The 15,364-nt window shown below is 41.4% G+C and carries 14 protein-coding genes; 8 read left to right on the forward strand and 6 right to left on the reverse strand.

Annotation, left to right across the window (positions count from 1 at the left end):
* Window positions 1–386: 386 nt before the first annotated feature.
* Window positions 387–1,202: a ZIP family metal transporter gene (locus AC6CIB_RS10605; protein WP_498280370.1), complete on the reverse strand. Its 816-nt coding sequence runs from the start codon at window positions 1,200–1,202 to the stop codon at window positions 387–389.
* A 309-nt stretch (window positions 1,203–1,511) separates the two neighbouring features.
* On the opposite strand from AC6CIB_RS10605, the gene AC6CIB_RS10610 reads away from it, so the two are divergent.
* From AC6CIB_RS10610 to AC6CIB_RS10625, 4 genes are read left to right on the forward strand one after another with little or no spacing between them, the layout of a single operon-like run.
* Window positions 1,512–1,907 (forward strand): GntR family transcriptional regulator, encoded by a 396-nt coding sequence (locus AC6CIB_RS10610; protein WP_498280372.1) that lies wholly within the window; start codon window positions 1,512–1,514, stop codon window positions 1,905–1,907.
* Complete coding sequence (locus tag AC6CIB_RS10615) at window positions 1,894–2,796, forward strand: ABC transporter ATP-binding protein (RefSeq protein WP_498280374.1); 903 nt, start codon at window positions 1,894–1,896, stop codon at window positions 2,794–2,796. The genes AC6CIB_RS10610 and AC6CIB_RS10615 overlap by 14 nt, the downstream gene beginning before the upstream one ends.
* Window positions 2,768–4,738: a hypothetical protein gene (locus tag AC6CIB_RS10620; protein ID WP_498280376.1), complete on the forward strand. Its 1,971-nt coding sequence runs from the start codon at window positions 2,768–2,770 to the stop codon at window positions 4,736–4,738. The genes AC6CIB_RS10615 and AC6CIB_RS10620 overlap by 29 nt, the downstream gene beginning before the upstream one ends.
* 25 nt (window positions 4,739–4,763) lie before the next feature.
* Window positions 4,764–5,294, forward strand: coding sequence for an RNA polymerase sigma factor (locus tag AC6CIB_RS10625; protein WP_498280378.1), 531 nt, complete (start codon window positions 4,764–4,766; stop codon window positions 5,292–5,294).
* Here the strand turns inward: AC6CIB_RS10625 and AC6CIB_RS10630 are convergent.
* Window positions 5,276–5,437, reverse strand: a complete 162-nt coding sequence (locus AC6CIB_RS10630; RefSeq protein WP_498280380.1) for a hypothetical protein — start codon at window positions 5,435–5,437, stop codon at window positions 5,276–5,278. The genes AC6CIB_RS10625 and AC6CIB_RS10630 overlap by 19 nt on opposite strands.
* A 230-nt stretch (window positions 5,438–5,667) precedes the next feature.
* On the opposite strand from AC6CIB_RS10630, the gene AC6CIB_RS10635 reads away from it, so the two are divergent.
* The gene (locus AC6CIB_RS10635) at window positions 5,668–6,531 is read left to right on the forward strand and encodes an STAS domain-containing protein (protein WP_498280382.1); all 864 of its coding nucleotides are present in this window, start codon (window positions 5,668–5,670) and stop codon (window positions 6,529–6,531) included.
* 72 nt (window positions 6,532–6,603) lie between these two features.
* Here the strand turns inward: AC6CIB_RS10635 and AC6CIB_RS10640 are convergent, their stop codons facing one another.
* Together AC6CIB_RS10640 and AC6CIB_RS10645 are read right to left on the reverse strand one after the other, a co-directional pair.
* On the reverse strand, window positions 6,604–9,348 hold the full coding sequence (locus AC6CIB_RS10640; protein WP_498280384.1) for a GTP-binding protein: 2,745 nt from the start codon (window positions 9,346–9,348) through the stop codon (window positions 6,604–6,606).
* 245 nt (window positions 9,349–9,593) lie between these two features.
* Complete coding sequence (locus AC6CIB_RS10645) at window positions 9,594–10,787, reverse strand: MFS transporter (RefSeq protein ID WP_498280386.1); 1,194 nt, start codon at window positions 10,785–10,787, stop codon at window positions 9,594–9,596.
* 488 nt (window positions 10,788–11,275) lie between these two features.
* On the opposite strand from AC6CIB_RS10645, the gene pxpB reads away from it, so the two are divergent.
* The 3 genes from pxpB to AC6CIB_RS10660 all read left to right on the forward strand — a co-directional run bounded on the left by pxpB (window position 11,276) and on the right by AC6CIB_RS10660 (window position 14,219).
* Window positions 11,276–11,995, forward strand: a complete 720-nt coding sequence (gene pxpB, locus AC6CIB_RS10650; protein WP_498280388.1) for a 5-oxoprolinase subunit PxpB — start codon at window positions 11,276–11,278, stop codon at window positions 11,993–11,995.
* Window positions 11,992–12,993: a 5-oxoprolinase subunit C family protein gene (locus tag AC6CIB_RS10655; RefSeq protein WP_498280389.1), complete on the forward strand. Its 1,002-nt coding sequence runs from the start codon at window positions 11,992–11,994 to the stop codon at window positions 12,991–12,993. The genes pxpB and AC6CIB_RS10655 overlap by 4 nt, the downstream gene beginning before the upstream one ends.
* A gap of 83 nt (window positions 12,994–13,076) precedes the next feature.
* Window positions 13,077–14,219 carry an NRAMP family divalent metal transporter gene (locus tag AC6CIB_RS10660; RefSeq protein ID WP_498280578.1) on the forward strand — a complete coding sequence of 381 codons (1,143 nt, stop codon included), beginning with the start codon at window positions 13,077–13,079 and terminating at the stop codon, window positions 14,217–14,219.
* Window positions 14,220–14,889: 670 nt separating this feature from the next.
* On the opposite strand, the gene AC6CIB_RS10665 is transcribed toward AC6CIB_RS10660, so the two are convergent.
* Both AC6CIB_RS10665 and AC6CIB_RS10670 read right to left on the reverse strand, forming a co-directional pair.
* Window positions 14,890–15,084, reverse strand: a complete 195-nt coding sequence (locus AC6CIB_RS10665; protein ID WP_044339059.1) for a YwbE family protein — start codon at window positions 15,082–15,084, stop codon at window positions 14,890–14,892.
* Between the two features lie 36 nt (window positions 15,085–15,120).
* Window positions 15,121–15,351: an excisionase family DNA-binding protein gene (locus AC6CIB_RS10670; protein ID WP_498280391.1), complete on the reverse strand. Its 231-nt coding sequence runs from the start codon at window positions 15,349–15,351 to the stop codon at window positions 15,121–15,123.
* Window positions 15,352–15,364: the final 13 nt, after the last annotated feature.

A 15,364-nucleotide genomic window follows, 5' to 3' on the forward strand; every position in this document is an offset into this window, starting at 1 on the left:
CTTCTACATCAGACTCATCGTACTTCTTCTACCCACTTCATTAGTTCACGGATGTCACAAATTTATCAGGGTATCCTCTTGTTACTTTAAAATGCCTTACGAGACCAATCTTCATACTTCGGCCCCCTTCACTACCATTATACTATTTTTGGAAGGCTCTTCTCTCAAAGTTTGTGGCTTTCTTAGTGAAGAAAGTAGTAGTTGATTTCCGCTACAGGAGGCTCGGCCGAACGCTAGCTGCAAGCGAAGCGGTTCCCCTCACCATCCAGCACACACTAATTGACGGAGCCTTGGTAAAACTTATGTTAAAAAACAACAATGTTTACGACAAGAGAGTTTTTTGGAAAAGAAAAAAGCATGCGATATAAGCCGCATGCTTACTTTTATTAACCCAACGATACGTCCAGAATCATCATCACAACAAATCCAAGCATGAGTCCCAATGTAGCCAAGTCCGTACTTCCAGAAGATTGAGACTCCGGGATCAGCTCTTCTACCACCACGAAAATCATGGCCCCTGCAGCAAAAGCAAGCGCGTAAGGAAGCAGTGGCTGCACTAATAGGACAGCAGCTGCACCGATTACGGCAGCAATGGGTTCTACGATGGCTGAAAGCTGCCCATAGTGGAAGGACTTCAAACGTGACATTCCTTCTCCGCGCAATGGAATGGACAGTGCCGCACCTTCAGGCATGTTCTGTATGCCAATTCCGATTGCCAGCCCGATTGCCCCTACCAATGTTGCGTCACCAAGTCCCATTGACGCCGCCCCAAAAGCCACACCGATGGCTAAACCTTCAGGAATGTTATGAAGAGTGATCGCAAGAAATAGTAAGGTTGATTTTTTAAATTTAGTAGGAGGTCCCTCGGCTTTTTCCGCTGAGTTCCCGAGATGCAAATGAGGTACTACAAAATCCAACAGTCTAATAAAGAGGCCACCGAGCAAAAAACCAATAGCAGGAGCGAGCCATGGGATCTGACCATTTTGCTCACTGAACTCTATAGAAGGAGCAAGAAGTGACCAAAACGATGCCGCTATCATGACGCCTGCAGCAAATCCAAGCATCATATTCAATGTATGCTTTTCAATTTTGGTGAAGAAAAAAACCGATGCAGCTCCCAGTGCGGTTAACCCCCATGTCAACGTACCGCCAAACAGTGCCTGCACAGCTGGATTGAATCCACTTAACCAATCTATGAACATGCCAACCCTCTCCTCCGATCAAAAATTTTGAATACCACCATTTTGTATCAAGGAAACTTTCTTTGTCAAAGGAAATGTCATATTTCATATTTACTACGTGTTTTCACTTTTGTATATATATGCTTTATATCTATTTTTGTGTTTGTATCATTCTTATGCTTCCAATTCCTAGAGACCTTATTCACAAAAGACAGTTAACTCGTCACTCTCAATTTTTTTCATTTCCCCTCTTCCAAACTGGAAGAACTTGTTATATACTTTAACTGTATTAAGACACATAGTACACTGTATACAGTTGGGAGGGTGGATATGTTTGAGCTTGATTTAAGAAGTCGAAAGCCCATTTATGAACAATTAGTCGAGAAATTAAAAGAGTTAATCATTAATGAGGTGTTGAGGCCTGACGAACAATTGCCTTCCGTTCGTGCCTTGGCTCAGCAGCTGACCATAAATCCAAACACAATCCAAAAAGCTTATAGGGAACTTGAAACCCAAGGATACATTTATTCTGTGAAAGGACGGGGTAGCTTTGTTAATCCATCAAGTCACATTCAAAACGCGGAGAAAATCATGAAAGTAAAGGAAGAGTTATCTAAACTTTTGTCTGAAGCTCTATATTTAGGGATCACGCCTGAAGATTTAAAGCAGATGATTGCTGACATCGAGGCATCGGTAGGAGGGAATCAATCTGATGATAGAGATTAAATCATTAAGTAAATCCTTTGAAGGTACTAAAATCATTCATGACGTTTCCTTCTCTGTTCAAAAAGGATCGATTTATGGACTGCTCGGATCGAATGGGGCAGGAAAGACGACACTACTTAAATCCATTTCTGGAATCCTGAAGCCCGAAAATGGAGACATTTATTTAAAAGATCAACCGGTCTTTGAAAATGTCCAAACGAAAGAAACCCTGGTTTTCATTCCTGATCAACCGTTTTTCTTCGCTCACTATACTTTAAATCAAATGGCAAAATTTTATCAAAATACCTATAGTCGTTGGGATGAGCATCAATATAAATCTCTAACCGGCCTATTTGGGGTAGATCCTCACAAAAAGCTTCATAAATTTTCCAAAGGTGTCCAGCGTCAAGCAGCTTTCATTCTTGCATTATCCACTCAACCAGATGTGCTCATTCTGGACGAACCCCTTGACGGATTAGACCCTGTCGTTCGTAAGAAGGTAAAAAGCGTACTGATCACAGAAGTTGCCAACCGGGAAATGACAATCCTCATTTCCTCTCACAACCTGCGTGAAGTGGAAGATATATGTGATCATATCGGAATTTTACATCAAGGAAGATTTTTACTGGAGAAAGAGCTTGATGATTTAAAATCCGGGATTCATAAAGTTCAGTTGGCCTTCAAAGGTGAGACACCTCAGAAGCTCTTTACCGAGTTGGACCTTCTGCACGAAGAGACCAGGGGAAGCGTATCCCTCTGTATCGTAAGAGGTGACGAACAACATGTGAGAAGCATGATCCAGCCTTATCATCCGGTGATTTTCGATATGTTACCGTTGACCCTTGAGGAAATATTTGTTTATGAAATGGAGGACGTCGGATATGCCATCCAAAACATCATGGATCAATAAGGAAGTCATCATTCAAAGCCTTCGGAATGTTGGGTGGGTAGGGATCGTTTATTTTATCGGACTTCTCTTTTCTTTGCCGGTTGACATTATCGGTAAACTATCTAACGACAATCAGCCCTATCCGATTGCCATTTACGAAAACCTATTTAAAATGCAATACCCGATCCAAATGGGTTTGATGCTGTTCGTTCCAGTCATCCTATCTCTATTTCTGTTTCGTTATTTACATGTAAAACAGGCTGCAGACTTCATGCATAGTCTTCCGCTGACACGCAGCAAATTGTTTTACCATTTTACCGTTACAGGATTTGTCATTCTCATCATGCCAATTGTACTGAATACAGCGATTCTACTTTCCCTTTATTCATTAACGGATCTTCATCAATTTATTGATGTTCAAGACATTTTCATCTGGTGCGGCATCACGATCCTTATGAACATCCTTCTGTTTATAGCTTCTACCTTTGTGGCCATGATAACGGGACTAACAGCTGTACAAGGAGTAATGACTTACATCCTGCTCTTATTACCGGCTGGAATGTTTATGCTCGTATGCTTTAGCTTGAAAAATCTTTTATATGGATTTCCAGAGGATTATTTTTTCAATATCCAAATTGAACAATATTCCCCAGTCATCAAGGCCGTATATCTTGAGAATAAAATCTTTTCCGGAATAGATGTAACACTTTTCATAGCTATTACTCTTATTTTCTATGTTTTATCGTATGTATTGTATAGAACGAGAAAAGTAGAAGCAGCGTCACTTGCCATTGTATTTCCTGTCCTCCGACCCCTATTCAAATATGGAGTCGCTTTCTGTTTCATGCTGGTCGGCGGTATGTACTTTAATGGAGTCTACCAAGAGCTAGAATGGACAGTATTTGGCTATTTTATTGGATCATTCATTGGCTACTATCTTGCAGAAATGGTTTTACAAAAACATTGGAGAGTGTTCCATCATTGGAAGGGATACGCCGGGTTTGCCGTGGTCATCTCTCTTATCGGTTTATTCATTCAGTTCGATTTATTTCAATATGAAAAGAAGATTCCTGAATTGGAAGATGTAGAAAAAGTGCATGTAAGCCCAAGCTATTATTCCTTGACAGACAATCCAGAAACACTCATTGAAGAACCATTTATAAGCGAACCTAAAACAATTGAAGCGGTTCTGGACCTTCATGAAGAAATCGTTAACAACCAAGATCAGAATAAAGCAACCCCTGAAGATAGCGAGCAGATCTTTTTCTATTACAAGATGAAAGATGGTAGTAAGCTGGTGAGGAACTATCAAGTGAATATAAACGAATTCAAACCCCAGTATGCTTCACTCTATGAAATGAAAAATTATAAAGAAACGACGGAGCAAATTTTCGCCGTTGATTCAAGCAAGGTAGACAAACTATCGATTTATGCTGACTTGGGGAATAGACAGAGCATAAGCATTGTCGATCCGGAACAAATCAATGAAGCCATCGGGATTTTAAAAGAAGAAACCTATAATGATACGTTTGAAAATCGCGACAGAGTGAACCTCTATAACGTTGAATTACTTCTTTCGGAGAATCAATGGATCCATGTCGGGGTACGTAATAACGATCAGAAATTCGAATCCTGGCTACAGGAAAACGGATACCTTGAAGATGTAAGGGTGACTGCATCTGACGTTGAGTGGATGTACGTAATCGATCAAGAGCAATACCGTAACCGTCTGTTCAACGTCATGGATCAAGATACGGCAGCCCTAGAGTTAAAGAAAGAAAACAAAGGGATTGAAATAGCTGATTCCAAACACGTAGAAGCCATCATGGATCAACTCGTATACAATCAGATGACCAATGAATATATGGTGATCATCAAGTATAAAACCCACGGAAATGTCGAAGTGCGAGGGTTAAAAGCTGAAGATACACCTTCATTCCTGAAGAATAAAACGGAAAATTGACAATAGAAAGTCGAGGTGAAGCCATATGGGCACATTACACATGCAACCATCTCCTCTCACGTTAGAGGAGATGGTTGAACAATTTCATAAACTGATCTACCATATAGCTTATACTATTACAAAGGACGCTCATTTATCAGAGGATATCGTTCAAGAAACCTTTCTCAAAGCTTACGTCAAGATGGATACTTTACTAGATGTAACGAAAACGAAGTCCTGGCTCACTTCCATCGCAAGATGTACGGCAATCGATTTCATCCGAAAAGAGTCGAAACGCAATGAAGTCTGCATGGAAGATGATGAAGAGGTTCATTCCATACAAGGTGATAACCCTCTGGAAATGGAAATTGAAGCACGGTTTCTTAAGAGCTGCATCCAGGAAAATATTAAGAGGCTGCCACTGTCTCAGCAGGAAGTCATGTCATTGAAAGTGACACGGGATCTTAGTGATGGGGAGATTGCTTTAAAGCTGAACCTCTCTCCTTCCACCGTCAAAACCCGTTTTCACCGGGCAAGAAAGCAGCTGTACTCGATCGTTTATGCAAAGACTGCATAGAAAAAGGAGCCTTGTTTAAGGGCTCCTTTTGTCGTTCTTGTAATAGATTGAAAATTAACAAGATCATAGGCGGCTTGAACTGCTGCAAATAACGGATCCCATCCTATGTTCTTCACTTCGTACTTATTACCCGCTTCTTTCATAGTTTTATTTTCTAATAATTATAATATTAGAATATATTTAATGAATATTAGAATATTACTAGTATTCAGACTAATTCTTATCTACTAGTATGGATTTTTTTGTGTATTTTTTTGCATAACAAAAGAAGTATTTTGTTTATTTGTTCTTTTGTCATTTCTACCTTTAACATTGACAGTCTCCTCTATAGGTTTCAGAATAAGAGTATAAGCCAAGTTTAAAGGGAGATTTTATGGATACACATTCGTCTGATTTATATGAATACTTAGTTGATCATGCCTTAGATTTCACTGAAGACTGGTTGAAGTTCCAGAATATTAAATCCGGATCTCACTATTCTCCTGATTCTCCGCAAGAGGTACACAACAAAATAAAAGAACAAAATTCTAATTATGTGAAAATCATCGCCAAATGTCTGTTACTTTCTCAAGAAGAGTCAAAGGAATTGATTTATAACTGGACTTCACAAACAGCTGCAGATCGAAGTAAATCCAGTACGACTCTCGATGAGGTTGTTCGTAACTCAGGTGTGTTCAGAAGAGTGTATTGGACGTATGTTGAAAAGTTTGTGGAAGGATCAAACGTAAACATCCAGCTCAAAGAAGTATTTGAGTGGGAACGAAAGATCAATTTCGCATTGGATTATGTGTTAGAAACATTCACTTCCAAGTTCCTGGACATATTAATGAATCGACTGCAGGCTCAGTCTACCCTGATTAAGGAGTTAAGTACACCGGTCATTTCTTTAACTTCGGAGGTAGGACTTTTGCCTATCATTGGAGATATTGATACGACACGGGCCAGTACGATATTAGAAGCAACCCTTCAACAAAGTGCCGATGCCCATTTATCCATGCTGATCATCGACTTATCAGGTGTGGTATTTGTTGATACCATGGTTGCTCAACAAATCTTCCACCTCATCGATGCCTTAAACCTACTTGGAGTGAAGAGCGTCATCACCGGGATTCGTCCGGAAGTAGCTCAGACAGCCATCCATTTAGGATTGGATTTCTCCAATATCTATAGTGAAAATTCCCTCGAGCGAATCATTGCCGATGTGATTCAGGAAAATAGCGATTTTTTACAGATATAGGAAGATGGACGCAAGTAAAAAGACTGATTCTAAACGGGGCAACCTCCCCTCCTGAGAATCAGTCTTTTATTATTAAGAGTAATGATGAGAAGCTTTATAACTCGCTTTCACCATATATTCATGTTGAAGCAGTTTCACTTCGAATAAAGTAATCGGGTCGAAATATCGCTCCGGATTTGCCTTCATTTTCTTTAACGATTCTTTGTCGCTTGCAATATCTGTTTCTGTATCTTTAATTGTGACGCCCAGTTGTTTAAATGGCTCAGCGAAGAAAGAGTGAACATCCTGTTGCAGTGATTTTTCGAACAAATCAAACTGAAGGAAGAATTTATTGACAACAGATGCCGTGATATCCTGATAATCTTCGTTCTCTAAATAACGCTTATATTGATTGTAGAGTAACGACTTATTCTGAGGTAATACTCCTAACAGCTTCCCTGCACTCTTTAATAGGAACTGAGCCGGTTTAAAGCGCAATAGAATATTCTCTTTATCGATCTGGGCTCTCGTTCCCATTCTGCTTACATCCCGGCGCCAGTCGTCCATTACTTGGAAATCACATTGTAAAACGACTTTATCCTTGCCGAATAACTCGTTGAAAGTTTCACTCATCTCATTTAAATAGTTCTGGCTCTCTTGAAGCTCCTGCTTTGAAAAGGCTAGCCACTCCTCGAGAGATTTTACATAACGGGGCATGAGATCATCTTGGATATACCCTTGAATTCGCGTATTCATCGCTTCATTTAACTCTGTATGAATCTGTCTGAAATCACTTTCTTCACTGATCAGATCAGAGCAGCCGCTAAGGATACCGGGGATTTTCTCAGAGATTTCCTTCTTCATGGCTTCTTTCTTTTTATGGAAAGAATCCTTAATGATTGATACCTTATCGCTCTGCATGTCACCCAAGTAGTTATCAAAGCCGTTCAAACGCGTCAGGATATCTTCATTCTTCTCGATTGTCTCTTTCAACTCATTTTCGCGATTCTTACGTTTTGAGTAAAGATCTCTTAATGTTTTTCTGACCAGGTAAAATAATTTGGCTCCACGTTCCACTTTGAGCACATTTCCATTCACCATATACTGTTTCTTTAGAAAGGCCTGAACATCTTGGCGCTGCAGATGAACGGCTTCAAGGGATGAATACGGCAACACCTCTGCGTCCGGGAACCATTCACGGGCTTTGTTTCGGGCTGATTCAATGATCTCTTCTGTGCGGTCAGAATGAGATACTTTGTCCATCTTATTTAATAAGAAATGTACGTTCACAGGCTGTCCGATTTCCGTTAATTTTCTTAAGGTTTGTCTGTCTTCTGCATTAAACGGGGCATCAGCATTCAAGACATAAAGTAATCCATCAGCTACAGGATAAAAGGCCGTTAGATCATCCAGATGCCTTTGGCCGGTTTGAACGTCAATGATGGCACTTCCATTTTTCTTAAGAAACTCAGACGGGAGCTTATATTCTACAAATGCTTCTCTTTGCATCAGCTCTTCAAAATCAGCGATGCTCTCTACTTTGTGAACTCCATGATTGTGAATCTCCTTCACTTCTACCTGCTGATCATGATAGCTATAAATGATAGTGGAACCTTCAGCCTCACCAACACTCTCACCTAAAACGGATTGAACGAAGGAAGATTTTCCGCTTGAGCCACTCCCTGCGATTAATAAGTGGTGTTCACTCAGATCCATTAACTGCTCAGCAATCCATTTTGTTTTATAGCCTACAGAAGCATCATTTCGTTCTGACCAATCAATAATTTTATTTAAGAACAGAATAATGTCTTCAAAGCGGGCTTGATAGGAGTCTCCTTCCAGCAGGATCATTTCGGCCTCATCTGTCACCATCTGTTCAATGCTGTACGAAAAGACATCGTTCCAGGCTAAAACGGCAGCTGCCGGGAAAAGTGGTTGCTGATCCCTGCTCACTTTCAGCCAATTGCTCAGCATGCTTGGCATAAAGCCTTCCAGGTCTTTCACTAAGTAGTTGCCTTCCAGGAATCCTACGTATGCTTCTTGGAATTGGGATAAGATGTCCTCCCATGATTCATTCGGGAGTATTTCTACATATTCAAAGATTGTATTGACCGTCAGCATCCATTCAATATGGGCGACCGAATTGCTTCTGTAACTAGTCCATAGAGAAGACACGAGGTCCTTAAATTGTTTACGATCCTTTTCATAAACCGCAATCAATAAATCGTAGAAATAGGTAGGCGCAAAGGGTGTTGTGTAACCTTGATCCCCATATTCCCTCAGAATCATGAACCAAGCAGGATCCTGGGTCCGGATAGATTCCTGAACCGCGAGTTCTACGGCTTTATTCCAGTCTTCTTGTTCTTCATAAAAAGCCCGGGCCAGTTCAGTTACGTTGGGATAATCCGGATCGATCGTCAAGGCTTTGTCGATGGTACGATAAGCTGACTGGACCTTATTTCGTTCGATATAAAGAGAGAATAGCTGCAGGGATACTTCCAGCGTTAAAATCGTGCTTTCCGTTTGGATAGCTGTATAGACATCCTCCGCTGACGATAACAAGCCCAGCTCATAGTAAGAATCCGCAATATTCTTCTTTGCCCAAGGTTCTAATTCGTCCTGGATGCTTTCCCATTTGAAAATAGCCGCTTCATAGTCCTTGCTATGAAAATAGACCTCACCCTGAGCATAGCGAATGAACGTTAAATCATACGGCTCATTTTGCTGCTCTTCTACAAAAGCTTGACCAAGTACTTCAATTGGATGACGGTTCGTGTCATAGTCTACTAAAAAAGTTCCATAGAATGACTTTTCCATTAGTAATTTTTCTTCTGTCATAATATCCTCCGTTATATGTGGATCCCCTATTCAAGGAACCTCACAGACTAGTCTATTTCTATCATTCTAACAGAATTTCATTGGGATAAAATTTCATTTCCTTTTCAATTTCCGATTGATACTTTCTGCCGTGATCCTTAGGAATCACTTCTATTACAGAAGAAAGGACCATCTGTTACTAAAGGCTATTTACACCTCCAAAACAGATAGTCCTTTTTACTTACCACCATTATTCCCCTATCAAACTAGGCTGATGTCTGATGAACGAACTTTTTTTGTTTGCGCCCTTCCATTATGGCGACGATTAACGCAAGGAGCAGGAATAAGCTTGAGATTTGGAATAAAACACCCGTCTCAACATATTGTGCAAGCACTCCGAATACTAAGCCGCTTAAGCCGATCCCAAGATCAATGGAAGAGAAAAACATCCCATTGGCTACTCCCCTTCTATTATCAGGAGTTAATGACAAAGTCCAGGATTGGAGTGTTGGAATAAGAGTTCCAAATCCAACTCCAAACAAAATACCTGATACGATGATGAGGAAATCAGAATGAGCATAGGATAATACCCACATACCTACAAAGGTTATCAGGATACAAAAGAGAACAAGACCCTTAGGTCCGCGTTCATCAAACCATTTCCCTGCAATCGGTCTTGATAAGGATGCCATGATCGCATTACATAAATAGAATAAGAAGATATGCTGTATTCCACGTTCTTCTCCAAAGATGACGATAAAGGTAACGATCGACCCGTAACCAAAGGTCACCATAATCGTAATGAACGCAGGAAACCAGCTGGATTTTTCAACTAATGAACCCAGATATGAAAACTTCAAGTCTTCCTTTTTCGTTTCCTCGACGACTTGAGGTGTACGGTAATGAACGATCCCTAACAAGACAACCGCGATGACACCCAGTGCACTGGAAGTAATGATCAGGTTCGTGAACGTGGTTACCTGGAATAAATAAATTCCGAGGCTCGGAGCTATAATCATTCCGATCGTAATCGACAATCCGTAGTACCCCATTCCTTCACCTAAGCGTGATTTTGGCACCACATCCACGGCTGCCGTCCCATTCACCGTTGTGGACCATCCCCACGCCAATCCGTGTACAAACCTGAATAAAAGAAAGATGAATACCACACTGGACAATGGATAAATCACCGTAATCAATAATAACGAGATCCCGCCTACTAGAACGAGAGGTTTCCTGTCCCTATACTCCAACATAAACCCAATGAAAGGCCTACTTAATACTGCACCTATCGAAAATAACGTCGTCACTAATCCAATTTCCAAACCTGAAGCCCCGATCGACTTTATATAAGGCGGAAGCGTCGGTATCAGCATCTGAAACGACATAAACACAAACAAGTTTCCTACCATCAGCATAATAAAAGACCTCGTCCATAAAGGATCCTTTACCTTATCCATAAGAAAACCTCCTTTCACCATCTATCAATAATCCTCACAATACATTCAGGAGGATAATATTTCGAATTACTAAATAATAGCACATAAAACACAATTACGATACGATTTAAGATCGGCGAAAATAGGCTAGTTTTTTACAAAAACTGCGATATGAAAGTTGAAGAATTTTTATGATTGATTTTAGGTGAATATAGGGAAAGTAGTACTAACTGTTTTTTTGGCTCATTCCTTCTCTACCCGGCCTTTCAGCGAGTGAAACGAACGTTTCACTCGAATGAGCAAAAAAAACGAATGCAGAATTAACCCCCCCCCACACATCATAATTTTCGGAAGAACCATCTAATTCCCAACCTTTTATTGAAAAGACAAAGAATTATACTATAATAACAACATGGCTTAAATTTCTGAATAATCACATTTGCGCGCCTACTCATACATAATTATTTTCTATTTTTTATAAACATCCATACACGACTGGAGGTAGTTCTTTGAATTATTCGTTACGACCCTTAGGCGATCATGCCATCGTTATACAATTAGGAAACTCCATTCAGCAAGAAACACACCAAATGGTTAAAGCCGTCACCACCTTTTTTGAAACCCGGACAATCGACTGGCTTGTGGAAATCATCCCGGCATTTACAACCGTCACACTTTATTACGATCCAATCAAAATCATCGAATCTCACAAGCCTTTTCAAAACACATTACCCTACAAAATTGTTTGTTCAGAAATTGGACATATGCTTTCCCCCCTTACAATCGGAGAACAAACAGACTCGCGAATCGTGGACATTCCCGTCTGCTACGGTGGAGATTTCGGACCGGACCTTGAAGAAGTCGCGAACCACAGTCACATGTCTGCTGAAGAAGTCATCGCGAAACATTCCAATGGTGACTACCTCGTATACATGATTGGATTCGCACCGGGATTCCCTTATATCGGAGGCATGTCCCCAGAGATTGCGACACCGAGAAGAGAATCACCGCGCCTCAAGATCCCGGCAGGATCGGTTGGAATTGCCGGAGAACAAACAGGCGTTTACCCGATTGAAACACCAGGGGGATGGCAACTGATCGGCCAAACCCCCTTAAAATTATTCAAACCAAATAACGACGACTCACCAAGCTTACTAAAAGCAGGGGATCGAATTCGTTTCACCCCCATTTCATTTGAAGAATATAAAGCATTGGAGGAGAAACAATGATTAATATAATGAAACCGGGCCTCCTTTCGACGATTCAAGACCTGGGAAGGTACGGCTTTCAAAAATTTGGGGTCATCGTGAGTGGGAGTATGGATCCTCTCGCTCATAAAATCTCTAACCTTCTGGTAGGGAATGATGAAAACGAGGCCACTCTTGAAATGACACTTTTGGGTCCTGTGCTGGAGTTCCAGGAAACCACCCTTATCTCGATTTGTGGAGGAGACTTATCTCCAACCATTGACGGGAAACCGGTTCCTTTAAGGAGATCACTTTTGATCAAAGCTGGAAGTGTTCTCAAATTCGGGGCATGCAAGAGTGGCTGCCGCAGTTACCTTGCGATTGCAGGTGGATTCAATGTAACAACTGTTATGAACAGTAAATCCACTTACGTAAGAGCTGGAATCGGAGGATTAAATGGTCGCTCCTTAAAAGAAGGTGACAGCCTGAAAGCTGGCACGCTTTCGAAGGAATCTGAAAATATCATTGACTATTTACATCCTTTTTTAGAGGACAATGATTTCACGGAAATTGATTGGTCGATTTCTTCGGAATTTATCTCGGCTTATCAACAGAAGAAAACCATTCGAGTTATGACCGGTACCGAGTACGATCTATTTTCAACAGAAAGCCAGGAACACTTATTCAATAAACCCTTTAGAGTGTCTGCTCAATCAGATCGCATGGGCTACCGTCTGGAAGGTCCGTCCCTCCATCTTGAAAAAGGATTTGAGATGATTTCAGAAGCGGTTACCTTTGGAACGATTCAGGTTCCGTCGAATGGTAACCCTATTATCCTGTTAGCTGATCGGCAAACAACCGGAGGCTATCCTAGAATCGGTCAGATTGCATCAGTGGATCTTCCTCTGATTGCACAAGCAAAGCCTGGAGAGGATTTGACTTTCACGTTGGTTTCTCATGAAAAAGCCCAGGAACTCTACATAGATCGCGAACGACATTTAAGGCATTTAAAGCAAGGGATCGCCTTGAAATTCAACTAAGTAGCAACTTACATGACAGCAAAGGAGCGAACTTTTTGAAGAAAAAATCAAATTTCAGTCTATTGTTAGGTGCTGCGTTCTTAATGGCCACATCCGCCATTGGACCAGGATTCCTGACTCAAACAACCGTATTTACTCAAACCCTGGCGGCAAGCTTTGGTTTCGTCATCCTTGTTTCGATCCTCATTGATATTGGTGCCCAGCTCAATATATGGCGTATCATTGCCATCGCTGAAAAAAGGGCTCAGGATATTGCCAACGATGTCTTACCAGGATTAGGCTACTTCCTTTCCGTACTGATCGTCCTCGGAGGGCTGGCCTTTAACATTGGAAATATCGCCGGAGCAGGATTAGGTACGAATGTGTTGTTCGGTATTTCGCCTGAAATGGGCGCATTATTTAGTGGAGTTGTCGCAGTAGGAATCTTCCTGGTGAAAGAAGCGGGAAGACTAATGGACAGGTTTGCCCAGATACTTGGGTTTCTCATGATCATCCTTACAGTTTACGTTATGTTTACAGCGAATCCGCCGGTTGGAGAAGCCGTAACCAAAACATTCGCTCCAGACACCATTGACTTTCTTGCCATTATTACCTTGGTAGGCGGAACCGTAGGAGGCTATATCACATTCGCAGGTGGTCACCGATTATTAGAAGCTGGAATTACAGGGAAACAAGTCCTTCCAGAGATCACGAAAAGTTCTGTCACTGCAATCGGTATCGCGTCCATCATGCGTATCTTCCTATTCCTTGCGGCTTTAGGGATTGTGTCACAAGGTCTGAAACTGGATCCTTCTAACCCGCCAGCCTCCGTATTCCAATTGGCTGCCGGAGATATAGGGTACAAGATGTTCGGGATCGTCATGTGGTCTGCAGCTGTTTCATCCGTTGTGGGAGCTGCCTATACATCGGTATCCTTTATTCGAACGTTCAGCCCACTATTGGAGAAATATCATAAGTGGCTAATCGTTGGATTCATTACCGTTTCAACACTAGTATTCGTCATTGTAGGTAAGCCTGTTGCGATCTTAATCCTTGTTGGTTCACTTAATGGATTGATTTTGCCAATAGCACTTGGGGTTATGCTGATCGCTGCTCATAAAAGCAAAATCGTCGGTGATTACAAGCACCCGATTTGGATGACCATTTTCGGTGCGTTGATTGTCGTGGCCATGTCTTATATGGGTGTATACTCGTTAATTAAAGGCATTCCTCAATTGTTTAGTTAAGTAGAAAAGAAGGACCTCGATCCGTTTTAGATATCAAGGTCTTTTTGTTAACTCATTTTTTGATGCCAGACACCGATACGCCCATTAGTACCTGGCACCGCATCAATAGAAAACTATATAAAAAAGGCTCTTTTCGCAAAGATTGTTGCTATTTAACAGAAGAAAGTAGTAGTCGCTTTCCGCTACAGGATGCTCGCTTTCCGCGGGGCGGGCGGTGAGCCTCCTCGTCGCTGAGCTCCTGCGGGGTCTCACCTATCCCGCTTCTCCCGCAGGAGTCGAGCACCCGCAGCGAGAATCAACTTTCCCAGCATGAAGTTTTTCTATAAGAAATTTTTTTCAGAAGACAACCTCTTTTAAAGAGAGCAATGGTGATTTTCTCTTAAGTACTAGAAATTCTGCTTTCTTAAGAATTTTTTTCCCTATAAGCTCTGTCACGTAAATTTCTTGAAGATAATGAGGGGAACTGCGCAGACTCCTGCGGAAAAACGGGCGTGGCGAGACCCCGGAAGCGAAGCTGAGGGGGCTCGGCCGTACGCTAGCTGCAAGCGAAGCGGTTCCCCTCACCATCTAACACACACTGGTTGGCAGAGCCCTGGCTTATGTTACAAAACAACAAACTTTACGAAAAGAGCCATAAAAAAAGAGACCACTAAAGGCCTCTCTCCTCACACTACTGAATAATATTCTTCACTCGCCCAACTTGTCCATCTTCTAACCGGACTTTAATGCCGTGGGGATGATTCGGTGAATTGGTTAAAATATCTTTTACAATCCCACGGGTAAGCTTGTTTGTTCTTTGGTCTTTTTTTAGGACGATATCCACTTCAAGACCTTGTTTGATATTGGAACGTTGTTGTCCGCTCATTGTATTTCTCCATTTCATTAGGTGATTTACGAAAGGCTAGTCTTCATCCTTCACATCGATATCTTCCGGAATCGGTTCACTTAAGTATTCAGCAAGCTGACGCTTCATTTTTTCCATTTGCTCCAGATGCTGATTGAATTGGTCCCGGAATAATAAATATTGATCTCCGTCGTGGACCGCTCGTATTTTATTTTGCTGAATGAGGCTCTCAATATACGTTTCCGGCAGTGACAGATATTCGGCTGTTTCTTTAATTGTGAGATACATCGGCTTTCTTCCT

It is taken from the genome of Rossellomorea sp. GQ25, assembly GCF_059758515.1.

Excerpts from the sequence above, each read along its gene's own strand:
- AC6CIB_RS10660 (WP_498280578.1), top strand. The coding sequence starts at position 13,077 with ATGGCCACATCCGCCATTGGACCAGGATTCCTGACTCAAACAACCGTA.
- AC6CIB_RS10615 (WP_498280374.1), top strand. The coding sequence starts at position 1,894 with ATGATAGAGATTAAATCATTAAGTAAATCCTTTGAAGGTACTAAAATC.
- AC6CIB_RS10670 (WP_498280391.1), bottom strand. The coding sequence starts at position 15,351 with ATGTATCTCACAATTAAAGAAACAGCCGAATATCTGTCACTGCCGGAA.
- AC6CIB_RS10665 (WP_044339059.1), bottom strand. The coding sequence starts at position 15,084 with ATGAGCGGACAACAACGTTCCAATATCAAACAAGGTCTTGAAGTGGAT.
- AC6CIB_RS10640 (WP_498280384.1), bottom strand. The coding sequence starts at position 9,348 with ATGACAGAAGAAAAATTACTAATGGAAAAGTCATTCTATGGAACTTTT.
- AC6CIB_RS10630 (WP_498280380.1), bottom strand. The coding sequence starts at position 5,437 with ATGAAAGAAGCGGGTAATAAGTACGAAGTGAAGAACATAGGATGGGAT.
- AC6CIB_RS10655 (WP_498280389.1), top strand. The coding sequence starts at position 11,992 with ATGATTAATATAATGAAACCGGGCCTCCTTTCGACGATTCAAGACCTG.
- AC6CIB_RS10635 (WP_498280382.1), top strand. The coding sequence starts at position 5,668 with ATGGATACACATTCGTCTGATTTATATGAATACTTAGTTGATCATGCC.
- AC6CIB_RS10645 (WP_498280386.1), bottom strand. The coding sequence starts at position 10,787 with ATGGATAAGGTAAAGGATCCTTTATGGACGAGGTCTTTTATTATGCTG.
- AC6CIB_RS10625 (WP_498280378.1), top strand. The coding sequence starts at position 4,764 with ATGGGCACATTACACATGCAACCATCTCCTCTCACGTTAGAGGAGATG.
- AC6CIB_RS10605 (WP_498280370.1), bottom strand. The coding sequence starts at position 1,202 with ATGTTCATAGATTGGTTAAGTGGATTCAATCCAGCTGTGCAGGCACTG.
- AC6CIB_RS10620 (WP_498280376.1), top strand. The coding sequence starts at position 2,768 with ATGCCATCCAAAACATCATGGATCAATAAGGAAGTCATCATTCAAAGC.
- AC6CIB_RS10610 (WP_498280372.1), top strand. The coding sequence starts at position 1,512 with ATGTTTGAGCTTGATTTAAGAAGTCGAAAGCCCATTTATGAACAATTA.